The 14,612-nt window shown below is 59.0% G+C and carries 16 protein-coding genes; 5 read left to right on the top strand and 11 right to left on the bottom strand.

Annotated elements, in window-relative coordinates; genetic code table 11:
- Window positions 1-10: 10 nt before the first annotated feature.
- From EDF70_RS08220 to EDF70_RS08185, 8 genes are all read right to left on the bottom strand, one after another.
- Window positions 11-1,168, bottom strand: coding sequence for an acyltransferase (locus tag EDF70_RS08220; RefSeq protein ID WP_132272873.1), 1,158 nt, complete (start codon window positions 1,166-1,168; stop codon window positions 11-13).
- A 164-nt stretch (window positions 1,169-1,332) separates the two neighbouring features.
- Window positions 1,333-2,175 carry a hypothetical protein gene (locus EDF70_RS08215; RefSeq protein ID WP_132272872.1) on the bottom strand — a complete coding sequence of 281 codons (843 nt, stop codon included), beginning with the start codon at window positions 2,173-2,175 and terminating at the stop codon, window positions 1,333-1,335.
- 253 nt (window positions 2,176-2,428) lie between these two features.
- Complete coding sequence (locus EDF70_RS08210) at window positions 2,429-2,914, bottom strand: hypothetical protein (protein ID WP_132273681.1); 486 nt, start codon at window positions 2,912-2,914, stop codon at window positions 2,429-2,431.
- Between the two features lie 177 nt (window positions 2,915-3,091).
- Window positions 3,092-3,676 (bottom strand): TetR/AcrR family transcriptional regulator, encoded by a 585-nt coding sequence (locus EDF70_RS08205; protein ID WP_132272871.1) that lies wholly within the window; start codon window positions 3,674-3,676, stop codon window positions 3,092-3,094.
- A gap of 134 nt (window positions 3,677-3,810) precedes the next feature.
- Window positions 3,811-4,287, bottom strand: coding sequence for a hypothetical protein (locus EDF70_RS08200; RefSeq protein WP_132272870.1), 477 nt, complete (start codon window positions 4,285-4,287; stop codon window positions 3,811-3,813).
- Window positions 4,288-4,390: 103 nt separating this feature from the next.
- Window positions 4,391-5,857 (bottom strand): MDR family MFS transporter, encoded by a 1,467-nt coding sequence (locus EDF70_RS08195; protein ID WP_132272869.1) that lies wholly within the window; start codon window positions 5,855-5,857, stop codon window positions 4,391-4,393.
- Between the two features lie 202 nt (window positions 5,858-6,059).
- Entirely contained in the window at window positions 6,060-6,629 is a 570-nt protein-coding gene (locus EDF70_RS08190) for a hypothetical protein (RefSeq protein ID WP_132272868.1), read from the bottom strand.
- 154 nt (window positions 6,630-6,783) lie between these two features.
- Window positions 6,784-7,452, bottom strand: a complete 669-nt coding sequence (locus EDF70_RS08185; RefSeq protein WP_132273680.1) for a DUF2161 family putative PD-(D/E)XK-type phosphodiesterase — start codon at window positions 7,450-7,452, stop codon at window positions 6,784-6,786.
- Between the two features lie 334 nt (window positions 7,453-7,786).
- On the opposite strand from EDF70_RS08185, the gene EDF70_RS08180 reads away from it, so the two are divergent.
- From EDF70_RS08180 to EDF70_RS08170, 3 genes are all read left to right on the top strand, one after another.
- On the top strand, window positions 7,787-8,365 hold the full coding sequence (locus EDF70_RS08180) for a TetR/AcrR family transcriptional regulator (protein ID WP_132272867.1): 579 nt from the start codon (window positions 7,787-7,789) through the stop codon (window positions 8,363-8,365).
- Window positions 8,362-9,291: an EamA family transporter gene (locus EDF70_RS08175; RefSeq protein WP_132272866.1), complete on the top strand. Its 930-nt coding sequence runs from the start codon at window positions 8,362-8,364 to the stop codon at window positions 9,289-9,291. The genes EDF70_RS08180 and EDF70_RS08175 overlap by 4 nt, the downstream gene beginning before the upstream one ends.
- 274 nt (window positions 9,292-9,565) lie before the next feature.
- A complete protein-coding gene (locus EDF70_RS08170) occupies window positions 9,566-10,564 on the top strand; it encodes a transporter (RefSeq protein WP_132272865.1) in 999 nt (332 codons plus the stop codon).
- A 178-nt stretch (window positions 10,565-10,742) separates the two neighbouring features.
- On the opposite strand, the gene EDF70_RS08165 is transcribed toward EDF70_RS08170, so the two are convergent.
- Window positions 10,743-11,183 (bottom strand): BA14K family protein, encoded by a 441-nt coding sequence (locus EDF70_RS08165; RefSeq protein ID WP_245519097.1) that lies wholly within the window; start codon window positions 11,181-11,183, stop codon window positions 10,743-10,745.
- Here EDF70_RS08165 and EDF70_RS29935 point away from each other — a divergent pair.
- Entirely contained in the window at window positions 11,182-11,457 is a 276-nt protein-coding gene (locus tag EDF70_RS29935) for a hypothetical protein (protein ID WP_165931955.1), read from the top strand. The two genes, EDF70_RS08165 and EDF70_RS29935, sit on opposite strands and share 2 nt — an antisense overlap.
- Window positions 11,458-11,470: 13 nt before the next feature.
- Here the strand turns inward: EDF70_RS29935 and EDF70_RS08160 are convergent, their stop codons facing one another.
- Complete coding sequence (locus EDF70_RS08160) at window positions 11,471-11,956, bottom strand: BA14K family protein (protein ID WP_132272864.1); 486 nt, start codon at window positions 11,954-11,956, stop codon at window positions 11,471-11,473.
- Window positions 11,957-12,206: 250 nt separating this feature from the next.
- On the opposite strand from EDF70_RS08160, the gene EDF70_RS08155 reads away from it, so the two are divergent.
- Window positions 12,207-13,343: a hypothetical protein gene (locus tag EDF70_RS08155; RefSeq protein ID WP_132272863.1), complete on the top strand. Its 1,137-nt coding sequence runs from the start codon at window positions 12,207-12,209 to the stop codon at window positions 13,341-13,343.
- Window positions 13,344-13,498: 155 nt separating this feature from the next.
- Here the strand turns inward: EDF70_RS08155 and EDF70_RS08150 are convergent, their stop codons facing one another.
- Complete coding sequence (locus EDF70_RS08150) at window positions 13,499-14,590, bottom strand: hybrid-cluster NAD(P)-dependent oxidoreductase (protein WP_132272862.1); 1,092 nt, start codon at window positions 14,588-14,590, stop codon at window positions 13,499-13,501.
- Between the last annotated feature and the right edge of the window lie 22 nt (window positions 14,591-14,612).

Raw genomic sequence — 14,612 nt, 5'->3', positions numbered from 1 at the left:
AGTGGTACGCTTATCCGGCAGCCTCTGGAGAGGGCGATTTTGGCGCTGCTTTTCTAAACACGGACAACTTCAATATAAAAGCGGCAAAATAGACGGAGACCAACTTTTTCGCCTCGGCGACGAGGAAGCAGACGACGACCGTAATGATGACGATCGGAAAAAATGACCATACATTGAGCATGCCCAATTTCGCGAAGTAATAGGCCGCGATGATGATGATCGTCTGGTGCATGACGTAATAGGTCATGATTGACTTGTTGAGATAGGTCACAATGCGGTTGGGGCCGCGAACCATTCTGCCGGTGAATGCCAGCAAGGCAAGAATGGCAGTCCATTGCATGATCGACCTGACGACACGGGCAGCAACGACAAGCAGTTCCGGCCATTGTCCTCGCGGCAAGGTCATGGCGAGGATTGCGATGGCCAGAAAAGAGATGACGGAAAGCCAGAGGCTGACCCACCGTCTCCGATCGATCTCCTGCCAGAAGCGCGATTCGTTGCAAAGGAGCACACCGGCCATGAACATCGAGAAATACATGACATGCGCGTAAACATCGCTGGTGATGACCAGGGTCTCTCCAAAGACGGGGTAGAGAAAAACCCTGAGAGCCGAAAGGAATGCGACCGGTACGAGAAACAGCTTTGCGCCTGTCAGTGAAGAGACGAAAGCCGAGGATATTTTTCCCCAATGGCGTTCAAATCGTGAAAATGTGATCGACCAGACAAACACATAGATCCAGAGATACGCCAGAAACCACATGTGTTCGAGTGTTAGTCCGGACTGCATGTAGCTTTTTAGAAACTGCCAGTAGGACAAGTCGGGGTTAGCATACCGATTGGCGAAATAAATCTGTGGCGGTACAATCATGACGACGCCAAACAGAAACGGCGGCAACAATTGTCGCGTGCGCGATCTGCGGATTTCTTCGACAGACTTTTTGGTGAGAAGTGACGCTGTCACCAGGCCGGAAATAAAAAACAGTAGGCTCATCCGCCAGGGATGAGATCCTATGGCAATAAGATCCATCAACCGGCCAAGTTGGTCGGAGGGCTGGCCTATGCCCTTGCTGCCGAACAGCAGGCTCGTATGGTAAATGATGACAGTTCCGAAGCTGAAAACGCGCAACGCATCGATATCGTACCGTCGCCCGGCCGGCCTGTTCGCCATCGTGAACCCCACTCCCAATCCGGTAAAAATACAACCATACCGTCAGTTAAGGATGTATTGAAGCAATCAGGAGGAATAGAGCAATCGATGCAAATCGCCATTTATTGAATTGTGAAAGCGATGCGCGAATAGCGTTTTCGCAAATCTGATCCTGAACAATAAATTCAGGTCGGTGTCTTTGCTTCACCTCTGTCCTTGAGATAGCGGGAAACAGCCATACGAAGCATCTCGGCATCTTCGGGAGAAATACCCACAGGTCTGAAGGTAACGTCCAAAACGTCGCCCCCGGAAAAGTAGGCATAGAACATCAGCGCCGAAAGATAGCTGCCATGGATCGAGGGGTGGTTGCAGTCGTCGTAAAGGGGAAAGCCTATGGGCTGGCTTTGAAGCGCCTCCCAGACCAGACCGACATTGACCAGATCCACGCCGGTCAGGGCGGCAAGCCGGGCGTGCTGCTGCTGGATATTGAGGTGCATACCGGGATAACCGGCTGGTGACAGGCCCGCGGCCGATGGCGGCATGCCCGCATTGGCGGTGCATTGGTCTGTGTAACGCCAGGTCACGAACATGGCCGGTCTGGCGCCATTGGCCTTGATGTCCCGGACAAGGCCGGCGGCGACCTCCCATGCGTCACCGGCGGTCTGCGCACTGTATTGCTCGCTGCTGAGAACCTGTAACACGACGTCATCCCAGCGCTGGGCGATCAGGGCGCGGGTCTGCGGATTTTTCAGATGATCACCCAGACTGATGCCGGGCTTTGCCTCCATTTCGATATGCAGATTTTTCGGATAACCGGCTGATTCGGCAATCAGGCGCACCATATGCGGCATGTCGTGATAAAAGGTCCGGCTGTTGCCGAGAAAAAGCACGGTCTGCTCAGGCCTGTCATCGAACAGGTCGACCAGAAACTCCTTGCCCTTGCCCGGCCATCCGTTGAATGGCGGCAAAAAGAAGAGAGAACCGACCAGAATTGCGGCCAGAACGCCCGCCCGTTTGACTTGAAACAACCTGTTACCTCATAAAATTTATCGGCCTGCAATTTGTAAAAGCCAATATGTGAAGGATAGGTTGCCCAAACGGCACGGATTTGTTTCGAGGCCATCTGGCGAACATGGATCATCGGCGGATTTTTTGGCAACGGGCGCTTTCGATGAAACCATATGCGGGCGGTTCGCATCACAAAAGGGGTCGAGGGCAGGCTGGTAACACGACCTGCCCTGAGGCTGGAAAAGTCCCGGCGAACTCGCTCACACGGCTATTTCAACCTCGCCTGCCGGCGTACCTCGCCAGATAGAAGAACTGCGTGACAAGGCCCAGAACAAACATCGCAGCCACTGTTCCCAGAGCAAGTTTCAAAATGGCTGAATCCGGATTGGCTGCAATCGGGTGGCCATCAGGCACGCGTCGCAGGGTTTCCGAAACAGAGGGAACCATGAGCAGAAAGACGGTGAGGCTGAGAAGCAAAGTCTCGATATACTTTTGCAGGCGCCCGAGAAACGTGAACCGATGCACTGTATATCCACCGATGAGACACAGAAGGGTGACAACCGCTATGGCAGGACTGACCGGTGCCTTGGCAACGAGAAAAATCGTGAGGCTGCCGATCAGCATGCAGATGAAATAGATACGACCGGCAAAACTGTCCGGTTTGATGCGTCCGAACCGGAAAATCATGTAGGCCGCAGCAGGTATTGCAGGAAGGCTGCCCAGCGTGTGGAGCCAGCCGAGCGTTGTTATTCCAAACATGTCAGTTCCTTTCGATCTGATTTCGGGGTCTGCGCCATGGCAATTCCGCTGACGTGAATATGTTCGTGCATGTGTCACCATCAGTCACCCACCCTTCTAGTTGGTAGGCTTTTATGGCGCAGTCGTTTTAACTCAGGCCTATTCGCCATGAAGGCCGGTGGTGGCCTGTGGCAGGCCTCAGTGTTTCACTTTCATCTGGTCAAATGCGGCAGAGGTGATCATCGAAAATTTGCTCGCATCTCCATAAGCGCGTGCCGACAGCATGGCTCCGTGGACGGTGGCCATGAACAGTTCCGCCTCGACCTCGGGCGAGCGCGAAAGATGGATGGCACCTTGTCTTGCGGCACTGTCAAATGCTCGCGTCAGCCACGCAGAGAGAAGCTGGAAATACGCCTTGACCTCGAGGCCTATTTCGGGCGGCAAGAGCGGCAGCTCGCTTGCCAACAGTGCGCAGACGCAAAAGGGCCGGCTGCCATCGGTGATGCATTGCGCCCAATGGTTGGTAAAGGTGTGCAGTTGCTCCAGCGGATCGGCCATATTCTGCTCGATGCCGGCAATGCCGGTTTCGGCATTCTGGCGGTATCGGCTGACCAGTGTCTGAACCAGATCGACCTTGCTCGGAAAATGGTGGTGAATGCTCGCTTTGCGGATGCCGACGATATCGGAAATATCCGCATAGCTGAAACCGTTATAACCGCCGGACACGATAAGCTTTTGCGCGCAGGCGAGGATATGATCGTAGGTCGACACAAGATTGCTCATACCCAACACCTACCTTCTGGTAGGTAGATTGTCAATATACAGAACTCATGGGTTGGCAGACGCTGGTGTCATGTCATGCTATTGGACCGATTCATGATCATCATGGGCGCAATGCCGATACGCATCCTCCCCCGTCACCAAACCTTCCAGAACGGCTTTTTCTTCGCCTCCCCCGGCACATCGACGCCCTTGGCCCGCGTGGACAGAAACGCCAGATATTTTGGGTCTTCCTCGGCAAAAATCTCCGCACCCTCGGCCATATAGGCGCGCATCAGCTCATCGGCAGCGCGGTCAAGATTGTCGAGTTCGAACTGGCATTGGCCGAGCCGCAGATGCAGGAACGGGTTGCCGATCGCATCCGGGTAATGCATGGCCATGGAGAGGTTTTCGCGGCCGGCAGCGAAATCGCCCTGGAAGAAATTGGCCTCGCCGATCGCCGATAAAAGCCATGTGCCCTGCTGCCACTGTGTTTTCGGCTCGGGCAGAAGTTCGAACGCATCCCAGTATTTGTCGAGTGCGGCCTCGAAATCCTCGGTTTCGGCCAACGCATCAGCCTCGGCCGCCAGCGCTTCGATGCGGGCGTTGATGTCGTCATCGAGCTCTTCGGCCATCTGTCTTCCTTCGGCATGACTGCGTTGCGGGGCGCAAATTATAAACTTTTGGCCTCACCGCCAAGCCTTCGCCTCAGCGCGCGCCTTCCGTCTTTGCCACCGGCTACGCCTGTACCTGTTCCTGGCCATGCGTCATGCGTTTCGGCACGAACAGGCAGACCGGAATGATGATGGCGGTGATGGCGAACATCGTTAGGAAGGTCATGTGCAGCGCCGATTGCAGCGACATGCGCACCGCATCACTGCTGGCCATCGCCGCACCCGTGCCGTCCAGCAGGCCGCGCAGCTCCTCCTGGGTGATGACGCCGCCGCCGGCCGTGTGGGCAAGGCCGTAGCTCAGCACCGCGCCGAGAATGGAGGCGCCGAGCGTGCTGCCGAGATTGCGCGAAAACACGTTGGATGCGGTGGCGCTGCCGCGCTGCGACCAGCCGACGCTTTCCTGAGTAATCACGAGCGCACAAATGTTCAGAAGGCCCATGCCGATACCCATCAGCAGCGAACCGATGCCGGCCTGAATGGCCGTGCTTGCCGGTGTCAGCAGCACCAGAAGGAAGGCGCCGACCGGGATCAGCAGGCTGGCGACCAGCATGATCGGCCGCAGGCCAAAGCGTGGAAACATGCGCGACGCAAACGTGGCGCCGCAGGGCCAGCCGACCAGCAGCATGGTGAGCGCAAAACCGGCCACCAGCGGCGAACGGTTGAGCACCGTCTGCACATACATGGGCAGGAACGTGGTCAGGCCCATGATGGCCATGGCCGCGAAGAACACGGCGAGATTGGAAATGGCGATCGGCCGCTGCAGCCACAGGTCGGGCGCCACCATCGGTGCCTGCGCGCGCTTTTCCTGCCAGAGGAAGGCGACAAGGCTGACGACGAAGACGATGACGGCGATGATTGTATAGGCCGGTGTCGTGCCTTCCATTTCGGTCAGCGCCAGCATCAGCGCCGAGATCGATATGGCAAACAGCACGGCACCCAGCACATCGACGGACACCCGCTGCGTCTGCTTTTCCTCATGCAGGAAGAAAACGAAACCGGCGATCGCGATGATGCCGACCGGAATGTTGATCCAGAACACCCAGGCCCATGGCAGGTTATGGATGATGACGCTGCCGAGCAGCGGACCCACCACGGCCGAAATTGCCCAGACGCTGGCCAGATAGCCCTGCACCTTGCCGCGCTGTTTGCCCGGAAACAGATCGCCGACAATCGTCATTGCCACCGGCTGCACCGCGCCGGCGCCGATGCCCTGCAGCAGGCGAAAGGCGATCATCGACGGCATCGACCATGCGAGACCGCACAGGATGGACGACAGCAGGAACACCACGATGCCGAACAGCAGCACCGGCTTGCGGCCATAGATATCGGAGAGTTTTCCGAACACGACGGTGGTGGCGGTCTGGGTCAGCAGGAAGGATGAAAACACCCAGCTGTAGAGATTGAGCTGGCCGAGCTGGGCTGCAATCTGCGGCATGGCTGTGGAGACGATCGTCGCCTCGATCGAAATCATCGCCATGGAGGCCATGACGGCGGCGACGATGAGCCCGCGATGGGAGCTCTTCTGTGTCATTTTCGGGATCCGGAGCGCGGAAAGAGATGGCGCCAATGGAGTAAAATTCGGCGGTCAGCAGGCCGTCAGTGCGACAGCGATCTAGGAACGGGAAAAGGCAAACGTCAAGTCGGGCAAGCCGCTTATCGGCTCTGCCCGGCAGATTATTTGCATGTCATGTATTGGCGGCGCAACCATTTGGCCGCGCCGCCGCTGTTACCGGTTATTTCCCGGTCAGCCACTTGCGGGTTTCGAGCGTGAAGGATGCCGCCAGTTTCTGGGCCAGCGCATTCTGATCCTTCGTGGCAACGGCATTGATGGCCATGGCCACGAAGAAGCCGACATTGCCGCTGCCCTTCACACCATGGTCGGAACCGACGATGCGCGGGTTCTGGGCGATGATCGATCCATCGGCCACGTTTTCCAGCCGCACGGTGCCGGTGATGAAACTGTCACTGCCACGCAGCACGCGGCCCGGCGAAGACGCGAGATCCGCCTCCTGCAGGGTGATGACCAGACGCGCCGCCTTTGGCCCGCCCGGCAGGCCCTTCAGCTTGGCGCTGGCATCCGCTTCCAGTGCGTGCACGATCATGGCTGCCTGCGCTTCCGGCGTGATGCCGTTCAGCATCGGCAGGCCGGTCCGGACATCCGGCGTCGCCTCGACGCGGACGGACGTGACATTTGCGCCGTTCAGCGCCTCAACGAGACGCGGATCACGCGTCTGGCAACCGGCCAGCAGCGTCAGGCCGGCGACAACGATCGCGACCTTCAGAAAGATGTTGGAAATGCTCAATTGATGCCCCACTCGAAATGCAGATATCCGCAAGGCCGGTTTTTGAACCGGTTGCGGCATGCGAACCAAAGTTTTGCGATGCCCTACCCTCATCGCGGTTCGCGTTAAGCATGGATGGAGAGGCGCGGCAACGAGGCCGCTGATCTTGTGGTTATCAGTCCCTGACTGTCGAACTATCGATTGCGCGGGTTTCGATGGCCGCGCGGCCGGCATCGCTGAGCGCATAGACACCCTTTTCCACCTTGTCGAACCAGCCGTAATAATTGTTGCGTAGGATGGCGCCGGCCGTCGTGGCGGTGTCCTTCAGGTCTCGCGGCCGCAACGGCCCTTCGGCAAGGGCTGCGGCGATGGCGAGCGCCTGCTGGCGATAGGCGGTCATGATCGGCACTTTTGTCGAGCCGCCAAGCGCCGGATCGCCCACCCTTTTGCGGTGTTCCTTTACCAGTTTCGTGCGGCGTTTCGGGTTGGTGCGCGGCATAGGCGACACGGAGGAAACCAGCACGCTGACCTCTCCCTTGTCCGACACACCGAGCATGCCGATGCCAAGCCGGCGGCAGAGGTCGCGGTAACGCTTGTCGCTCTCGCGGCCCCTGCCCTTGGCCGAAACGCGGGCGGCGATCCACACTTCATCCGACACTGCTGCGCGATCCACCGCCTGCAGGATGAGTTCGAGATTGAAGGTGAGTTTCAGCTCGCAGATCACCACCACCGTCGGATCACTGTCGCTCAAGCCTACCAGATCGCAGCCGCCGATCTCGCCCTTCACCGTGTAACCGGCGGCTTCGAGAAAGGTTTTGACGGGGAGGTAGAGCGCGGTTTCCATACGGGCCTGACGAGGTTTTGTCGTTTTGCTCCGCATAACATGATTCTGGCGGGTGGTTGATTTTCGTCGCGCAAGTAGGTAGACCGGTCTGGCTACCTAATGAGAGAGGCGGATGGAATTGGGATGGTGCGACAAGCTCCCTTTGATCTCCCCCCTTGTGGGGGAGATGTCACGATAGTGACAGAGGGGGGTGAGCGACGGCGCGGAAAAGACGGAACAAGCGGTATTTGCGCCAGAGACACCCCCCTCTGCCCTGCCGGGCATCTCCCCCTCAAGGGGGGAGATCGGCTGAACGGCACCCTCACCCCACGAGCACCCCACCAATGGAACCGCCATGCCCTACCCTGCCGAAACGGCCCGCGAAAAACTGCTGAAAGCCGCTGCCGTGCTGTTTTATGAAAACGGCATCGCCGGCACCGGCATAGACGCGATCATCGCCCGCGCCGGCGTGGCCAAAAAAAGCCTCTACAACAATTTCGACTCCAAGGCGGATCTGGTGCACGCCTATCTGACCATACGCCATGCCGAACTGCTGGCGTTTTACGAACGCCGCGTCGCCACCGCCGTCACGCCAAAGGACAAGGTGCTGGCGGTGTTCGATGCCTATCAGGACCATGCCGAGTTCGCTTATGAGCACGGATTTCGCGGCTGCGGGCTGCTGAATGCCGCCGCCGAACTGACGGTTGGCGATATCGGCCGCGATGCCGTGCGTCGTCACAAGGAAGAGGTGGAGGGACTTATCGCCAACCATCTCGGCGAACTTCTGAACGGTGATGCGGAGCGAGCCAAGATGCTGGCCCGCCAGCTGGCCTTTCTTCTCGAAGGAGCCATCACCCGCGCCGGGCTGGAGGGCAATAGCGCTCTCGTTCTCGAAGCCCGCACCATGACCTCCGACATGCTGGACAGACTATGACCACCAAGACACAAGAATTCCGCATCGGCGTCGCCGGCGTGCTGTTTGCCTCGCTCGTGTGGGGCACGACCGGCACGGCGGCGGCCTTTGCACCCGGCGTCAGTGCGGCGGCAATCGGGGCAGCGGCCATGGGCATCGGCGGGCTTTTGCAGGCGGCCATCGCGCTGAAATCCATCGGTCGGGCGATGGCGGACCTCAGACGTTACTGGCTGCTGCTTGTGGCCGGCGGCGTGGCGGTGGCGATCTATCCGCTCGCCTTTTACGGCTCGATGCGGCTGGCCGGCGTCACCATCGGCACGGTGGTCACCATCGGCTCGGCACCGCTCCTCTCGGCGCTGATCGAAAAGGTTTTTGATGGCGCGCAACTGTCGAAACGCTGGCTTGCTGGAGCGCTGATCGGGCTTTTGGGCATGGTGCTTTTGTGTGTCGCGGAAGGCTCGCATGCCGAAACCATCGTCACCGGCAATGCCACCATAATCGGCATCGCGCTCGGCCTCATCGGCGGCCTCACCTATGCGCTGTATTCCTACACGGCGCGTGGACTGATGTTGCGCGTCATCCGGTCCTCGGCGGCGATGGGCGCCACTTTTGGCGTCGGCGGGCTGCTGCTGATGCCGGTTCTGCTCGTCACCGGCAGCGCATTCCTCGACAGCTGGAACAATGCGGCCGTCGGCCTCTACATGGCGACCGTGCCGATGTTTCTGGGCTATATCGCGTTCGGCATGGGCCTTGCCCGCATTCCGGCCAGCATGGCGACGACCATTACGCTTTTGGAACCGGTGGTGGCGGCGATGTTGGCGGTGATCATTCTCGGCGAACGCCTGCCGGCGCTGGGCTGGCTGGGCGTGACGCTGATCATTTTCTGCCTTGTGGTGATCACGGCACCGGTGAAGTTTTCGCGGCTCAGATCAAGGGCAGCGGCTTAGCGGCGGGCACCAATTACCTTCTCCCCATCGGGGAGAAGGTGGCCCGAAGGGTCGGATGAGGGGGACCGAAGCCACATCGCAAAGTGTTACCGTGGAAGCCCCCTCATCGCCTCGCTGACGCTCCGGCACTTCTCCCCAGCGGGGAGAAGATGCTCGTAGTACCCTTCGCATCCTCCAGCACTCTCTGAAACAGCCCTCCACAAAAACCTGTTGCAACAGATGTCACGAACAGCGTCTAACAGGCAGTGCGCCTCCCACAGCCCGGACACTGCCCATGACGCTTCTCAACCCCGCCATTCCCGGCCTCGTCTGGGCCTATCGTTTTCATGCCGACAAGGCGCCCTGCACGCGGCTGCCGACCGAGGCGACGCGCGCTGACCTTGGCGTGGAAGACGGCGGTTTCCTGTGGCTGCATCTCAACCTTGCCGACCAGCGCGTGCCGGCCTTTCTCGACGGGTTTCAAAACCTGCCGCAGGATGTGGTGGCCGCACTCACCACCCATGACACGCATGCCTCGATCACGCTGGACGAGCAGATGGTCTACGGCACGCTAGTGGATTTTCAGCGCGAGTTCGACAGCGAAACCCGCGATATCGGCTGGCTGCATTTCGCCGTCACCGAAAAGCTGATCATCACCACCCGGCTGCAGCCGTTGCGCTCGATCGACCGCGTGCGCGCTGCCGTCGAAAAGAACGCGGGGCGTTACCGCCGGCCGATCGACGTTTTTGAAACCATCGTCGCCGAATTCCAGCGCACGCTGATCACGCTGGTGCTGGAACTGACGGAAGAGCTGAACCAGATCGAGGATTTTGTCTACGACAACGCGCCGCGTGACGAGCGCCGCAGGCTTGCTCCCGTTCGCCGCACCGTCGTGCGTCTGCACCGGCATTTGCGCACCGTTCTCGCCCTGATGCGCCGCGCGGCCGCGGCCGACGATGACGACATGCCGCTCGGTTTCGATGATGTCGCGTCACGGCTGACCGGCCGGCTGGAAGCGGTGGATCACGACGTCTACGCGTTGCAGGATCGCGCCCGGCTGCTGCATGAGGAAATCGATTCCAAACAGTCGTCCGAAACCAACCGCCACCTCTACATCCTGTCGCTGATGACGGCGTTTCTGCTGCCACCTTCGCTGGTGACCGGCTTTTTCGGCATGAACACGTCAGGCATGCCGTTCGAACATGGCGAGACCGGCACCACGTTTGCGGTGATCTTTATCGCGCTGTCGATTGCCATTGCGTGGTGGGTGCTGAGGCGGGCGCGGATCTTGTGAGGAGTGCGCGACGGTCTCCCTAAAATCTCCCCCCTTGAGGGGGAGATGTCACGATAGGTCCGAAGGACGAGGGGGGTGGGCAACGGTGCATCAAATCAATTGCAGAAGGAGCGTGCGGAGCCCCCCCTCTGCCCTGCCGGGCATCTCCCCCTCAAGGGGGAGATCGCAAGAGGCACGCTCAAAAATACGGCGAATAGCACTGCTTGCGCGGGCCGTAGTTCGGCTGAAAAGTGTTGGAGTAGATATCGTAGGAACGATAACGCGCCAGGCACCAGTCGTGATGCTGCGGGTTGATATCACCGGCAGGGGCCGCGTAACGGCGCGGCGGCGGCGCAACGTAACGTGGCGCAGGCTCGTAATATTGCGGGACCGGCTCGACGTAACGCGGCTCTTCATAGGTCGGGGCAGCCAGAGCACCGCCGATGATCGCGCCGGCGCCGAAGGCGGCCAGCGGATACCAGTAGCCGTCGTGATACCGGTGACGCGGGCGGTATTCGCGGTAACCGCGATGGCCGCCATACCAACCGTCGCGATAACCGCCACGGTCGCGCCAGTATTGCACCTGCACCACATTGCCGCTCTCGACGGGCGCGGCTTTCACGGCGGGGGCAGCAGGCATGATCGGCATCGCCGCAGCACCCGGCGCAACCGAGGTGGCCAGCATGGCCGCAGCCACACCGAAAATCGAAACAGTCTTCATCAGCATGGTCATGGGATATCTCCACCGACTGATTGATCGAAAATTCATCGCCGCGGAATTTGTACGTTACCGCCTGAACCGCGCATTAACGAAACGCCTGCCGTGGAACTGCCCGTTCAACGAGACGACCCGGCGGAACATCATGCTCCGGCCGGGCCATGTTTTCACGGCATCATGCCATGGTTTCTACTGACCCGAGGGGGTGATCAGTAGGGGGAATTGCACACCGCGCGAACGCCGGCACGCGGCACATAGGTGTTATCCGAAGCGCGGTAGCTGCGATAACGATCAGCACACCAGCGAACATGCGCCGAAGACGAACTTACGCTCGGCCGGCTGATGGCACCGCCGATGATCGCACCGGCACCGAATGCGGCCAGCGGGAACCAGAAACCATTGTGGTAACGATAACCCGAGCGGCGCTCGCGGAAACCACGGTGGCCGTTGTAATAACCATTACGCTCGAAACGGCGTTCGGCACGGCGATCGAAACGACGGTTGTCGCGGCGGTCCCAGCGACGGTCGTTACGCCGCTCCCATGGACGATACTGGACGTCGGTCACCGGAGCAGCGGTGCTGGTCTGGGCGGCAACCGGGGCCGGCATCTGGAAAGCCTGCGCCGGAACAAGACCGGTAAGCGTGACCGTGAAAGCGACGGCAACGGTCGCGAGGCGTTTGCGGATATTCATCATGGATGTTTCCTCAAAATCTTTTTATCGAATTTATCGGCGGGGAAACGCATGATGCCGCCTTGGGGTTCCAAAGGCGGCATCACGAAAGATGAATGTTGGTAAAGGCTTGGTGAGGATGGGGGCGAGCGGCAGCCGGCGCTGCGTTTCGGAGCTCAGTAATGAGCAGGTAGGATATTTATCATTTTTCCGGTTTATCTGGCCTAACGTGCAAGAACACTTGGCTTGTAGGCGATGTGGCGGAGAAGTCTTGATGTTACGGCGAGTATCGATCTTTCTGACAATGCTTGCGGCAACGGGTGCTCTCGCGAACGAGGTGCCGTACTTCGATCGCAAAACTGTTCCTGACTATATTGCTCGTTTCAAGGTGGTCCACACCTACGGGCGCGACAAGACGAATGAGCGCGTGGTCTTGCAGCACGGTGGCTGGACACGGGTAGAAGAAGGAAACGAGGGAAAATCAGTAATTTCCTACGGAAATTTCTCAAAAAACCTTGTCCTCAGAACCGCTAAAAATGATGAGGACAATGCTTGGATGTCGGTGACGCAAGCCGATCCCGCGAAAGATTTTTTTGGATTTACCGACGCTCGGGAATTGAACCATGTTGAGGCCGTCGACAACGAGCATTGTCGCTGGCTTGAACTTATTCGCGGCGAGCTGGAACAATCAAAGTCAGGACCGATCTGGCGCACCTGCCTGACTGGCGATGGGATAGAAGTTGCAACCACCGTCTTGCTCTCGAACGGCCAGCCGATGTCCCAGACACGTTTGGTCGAACTCGATCGAAAACACCTGTCGACAAGTGCCGTCTTGCCGCCTGCTGATTTATTCGATGCAGAGACATGGCTAAAACCGCTCCACGCCGATGTCAAACGCCCTTCAGAGATCGCTGATTTCGAAGTCGAACTGCAAAATCCGACGGCGAAGTTGAGGCTAATGCGGCATTATCCGTGGTGGTATAGAGAACGCACCGGAAAAGATGGCTCGGTCAGTGCGTTGGTTTGGAATGAACTTGCTGACCAAGGGATCTTATATTCCGCTTCTCCTGGAAAACGCCAACTTGATGCACGGCGTTCGCAACTCGATCCGAAACGCCCGTACCCCAAGCTGGCAGGGTGGAGCGGATTGGTCAGGATGAACGAGCGTGGTCAGTTTCTTGGCGAGACGTGCACTTGGTATGACCGGATGCCCAACGTTGCCGATGCCGGCCTGAGGCATTGCCTGACTGGTGACGGCATTCCGCTTAAAGAAATCCGCACGTCTGGCTGGGGTCGTGGAGAGGTTTTCGAAGTCACAAAGATGGTACGCCGCCCGATCGCTATGAATGAAATTCGGCTGGATCCAGTTCTGCTCGATCCCACGACGTGGGGATATATTCCGGAAAATTGAAATCCAGCCAAACCTGCATATTTCTGAATTTCAGAGATGCAGCGGACCGAGTGTTTTGTTCATCTCGATCCCGCTTCAGTCATTGACAGCATTTCCCGACCAAAGCCTAAATTCCGGACTTTCGCCCACGCAATTGACGTGTGCAGCTCGCTCCCTCAGGCCTCCACCGCCACATCGCCCTTCGGCCGCGAGCAGCAGGCGAGAATATAGCCTTCCTCGATCTCGTCATCGAGAATGCCGCCATTGTGGTTCATGTCCACCTCACCCGACACCAGCAGCACGCGGCAGGTGCCGCAGAGGCCGGATTCGCAGGCTGCCCCGATGCGCACGCCATTGGCGCGTGCCGTCATCAGCACGGTCTGGCCCGGCTGGCAGGGGAATTCCTTGCCCGACATGGTGAAGGCGACATTGGCGAGCACTTCGCCTTCGGCCGCCGTCGAGGGCAGTTCCTCGATGGAGGGAAGTGCCGGTGCGAAACTTTCCTGATGGTAGTTATTCATGTCGAAGCCGAGGCTTTCGAGCAGGCCGCGCACCGCCGTCATGAACGGTTCAGGCCCGCAGCAGAACACCGTGCGCTCGGTAAAGTCCGAGGCGAACATGGTGATCTTGGCGCGGTCGATAATGCCCTGCAACCCGACCCAGGCATCATGGCGCGGCGAGTTTTCGACGATCAGCCCGAGCGTCAGTTTTGGCATGTGGCGCGCCAGATCTTCCAGCTCGCGGCGAAAGATGATGTCGGCGGGGGTGCGCGAGCAGTTGATGAAAACGACATCGCTGGATGGCGCGCGGTCGTTCAGATCTCTGGTCATCGACATCATCGGCGTGATGCCGGAGCCGGCCGAGATGAACAGGTATTTTTGCGCCGGATGTTTGACGTAGGAAAAATCACCGAGCGGACCCAGCGCTCGGATTTTCATGCCGGGCTTGAGGTTATCGAACATCCAGCGGGTGCCGATACTGTCCTTCTGCGCCTTCACCGTGACGGCGACGGTGAAGGGACGTGAGGGGCTGGACGACAGCGTGTAGGTGCGCATCGTCGGTTCCTTCACGCCGTTCGGCCCCACCGGCAGTTCCAGCGTCACGAACTGGCCCGGCACATAGCGGAACCAGCCCGGCTTTTCCGGTTTGAAGATGAAGGTCATCACGTCGGCCGTTTCCGGCGTGACGGAGATGCATTCCAGAAGCTGCAGCCTTGCATTCCATGGCTGCATCTCGTCGAGGTGCGGATAAGCTGCCGCCATGTTCATCTCACGAATTGAAGGTTACGCG

The sequence above is a fragment of the Neorhizobium sp. JUb45 genome (assembly GCF_004343585.1).
In the GTDB taxonomy this organism is placed as follows: Bacteria; Pseudomonadota; Alphaproteobacteria; order Rhizobiales; family Rhizobiaceae; genus Neorhizobium.
Note: the sequence above shows the minus strand (reverse complement) of the source record. Positions and strands in the feature narration are given on the sequence as shown.

Excerpts from the sequence above, each read along its gene's own strand:
- EDF70_RS08220 (WP_132272873.1), bottom strand. The coding sequence starts at position 1,168 with ATGGCGAACAGGCCGGCCGGGCGACGGTACGATATCGATGCGTTGCGC.
- EDF70_RS08210 (WP_132273681.1), bottom strand. The coding sequence starts at position 2,914 with ATGTTTGGAATAACAACGCTCGGCTGGCTCCACACGCTGGGCAGCCTT.
- EDF70_RS08205 (WP_132272871.1), bottom strand. The coding sequence starts at position 3,676 with ATGAGCAATCTTGTGTCGACCTACGATCATATCCTCGCCTGCGCGCAA.
- EDF70_RS08200 (WP_132272870.1), bottom strand. The coding sequence starts at position 4,287 with ATGGCCGAAGAGCTCGATGACGACATCAACGCCCGCATCGAAGCGCTG.
- EDF70_RS08195 (WP_132272869.1), bottom strand. The coding sequence starts at position 5,857 with ATGACACAGAAGAGCTCCCATCGCGGGCTCATCGTCGCCGCCGTCATG.
- EDF70_RS08185 (WP_132273680.1), bottom strand. The coding sequence starts at position 7,452 with ATGGAAACCGCGCTCTACCTCCCCGTCAAAACCTTTCTCGAAGCCGCC.
- EDF70_RS08180 (WP_132272867.1), top strand. The coding sequence starts at position 7,787 with ATGCCCTACCCTGCCGAAACGGCCCGCGAAAAACTGCTGAAAGCCGCT.
- EDF70_RS08175 (WP_132272866.1), top strand. The coding sequence starts at position 8,362 with ATGACCACCAAGACACAAGAATTCCGCATCGGCGTCGCCGGCGTGCTG.
- EDF70_RS08170 (WP_132272865.1), top strand. The coding sequence starts at position 9,566 with ATGACGCTTCTCAACCCCGCCATTCCCGGCCTCGTCTGGGCCTATCGT.
- EDF70_RS29935 (WP_165931955.1), top strand. The coding sequence starts at position 11,182 with ATGATCGGCATCGCCGCAGCACCCGGCGCAACCGAGGTGGCCAGCATG.
- EDF70_RS08165 (WP_245519097.1), bottom strand. The coding sequence starts at position 11,183 with ATGCCTGCTGCCCCCGCCGTGAAAGCCGCGCCCGTCGAGAGCGGCAAT.
- EDF70_RS08160 (WP_132272864.1), bottom strand. The coding sequence starts at position 11,956 with ATGATGAATATCCGCAAACGCCTCGCGACCGTTGCCGTCGCTTTCACG.
- EDF70_RS08155 (WP_132272863.1), top strand. The coding sequence starts at position 12,207 with ATGTTACGGCGAGTATCGATCTTTCTGACAATGCTTGCGGCAACGGGT.
- EDF70_RS08150 (WP_132272862.1), bottom strand. The coding sequence starts at position 14,590 with ATGAACATGGCGGCAGCTTATCCGCACCTCGACGAGATGCAGCCATGG.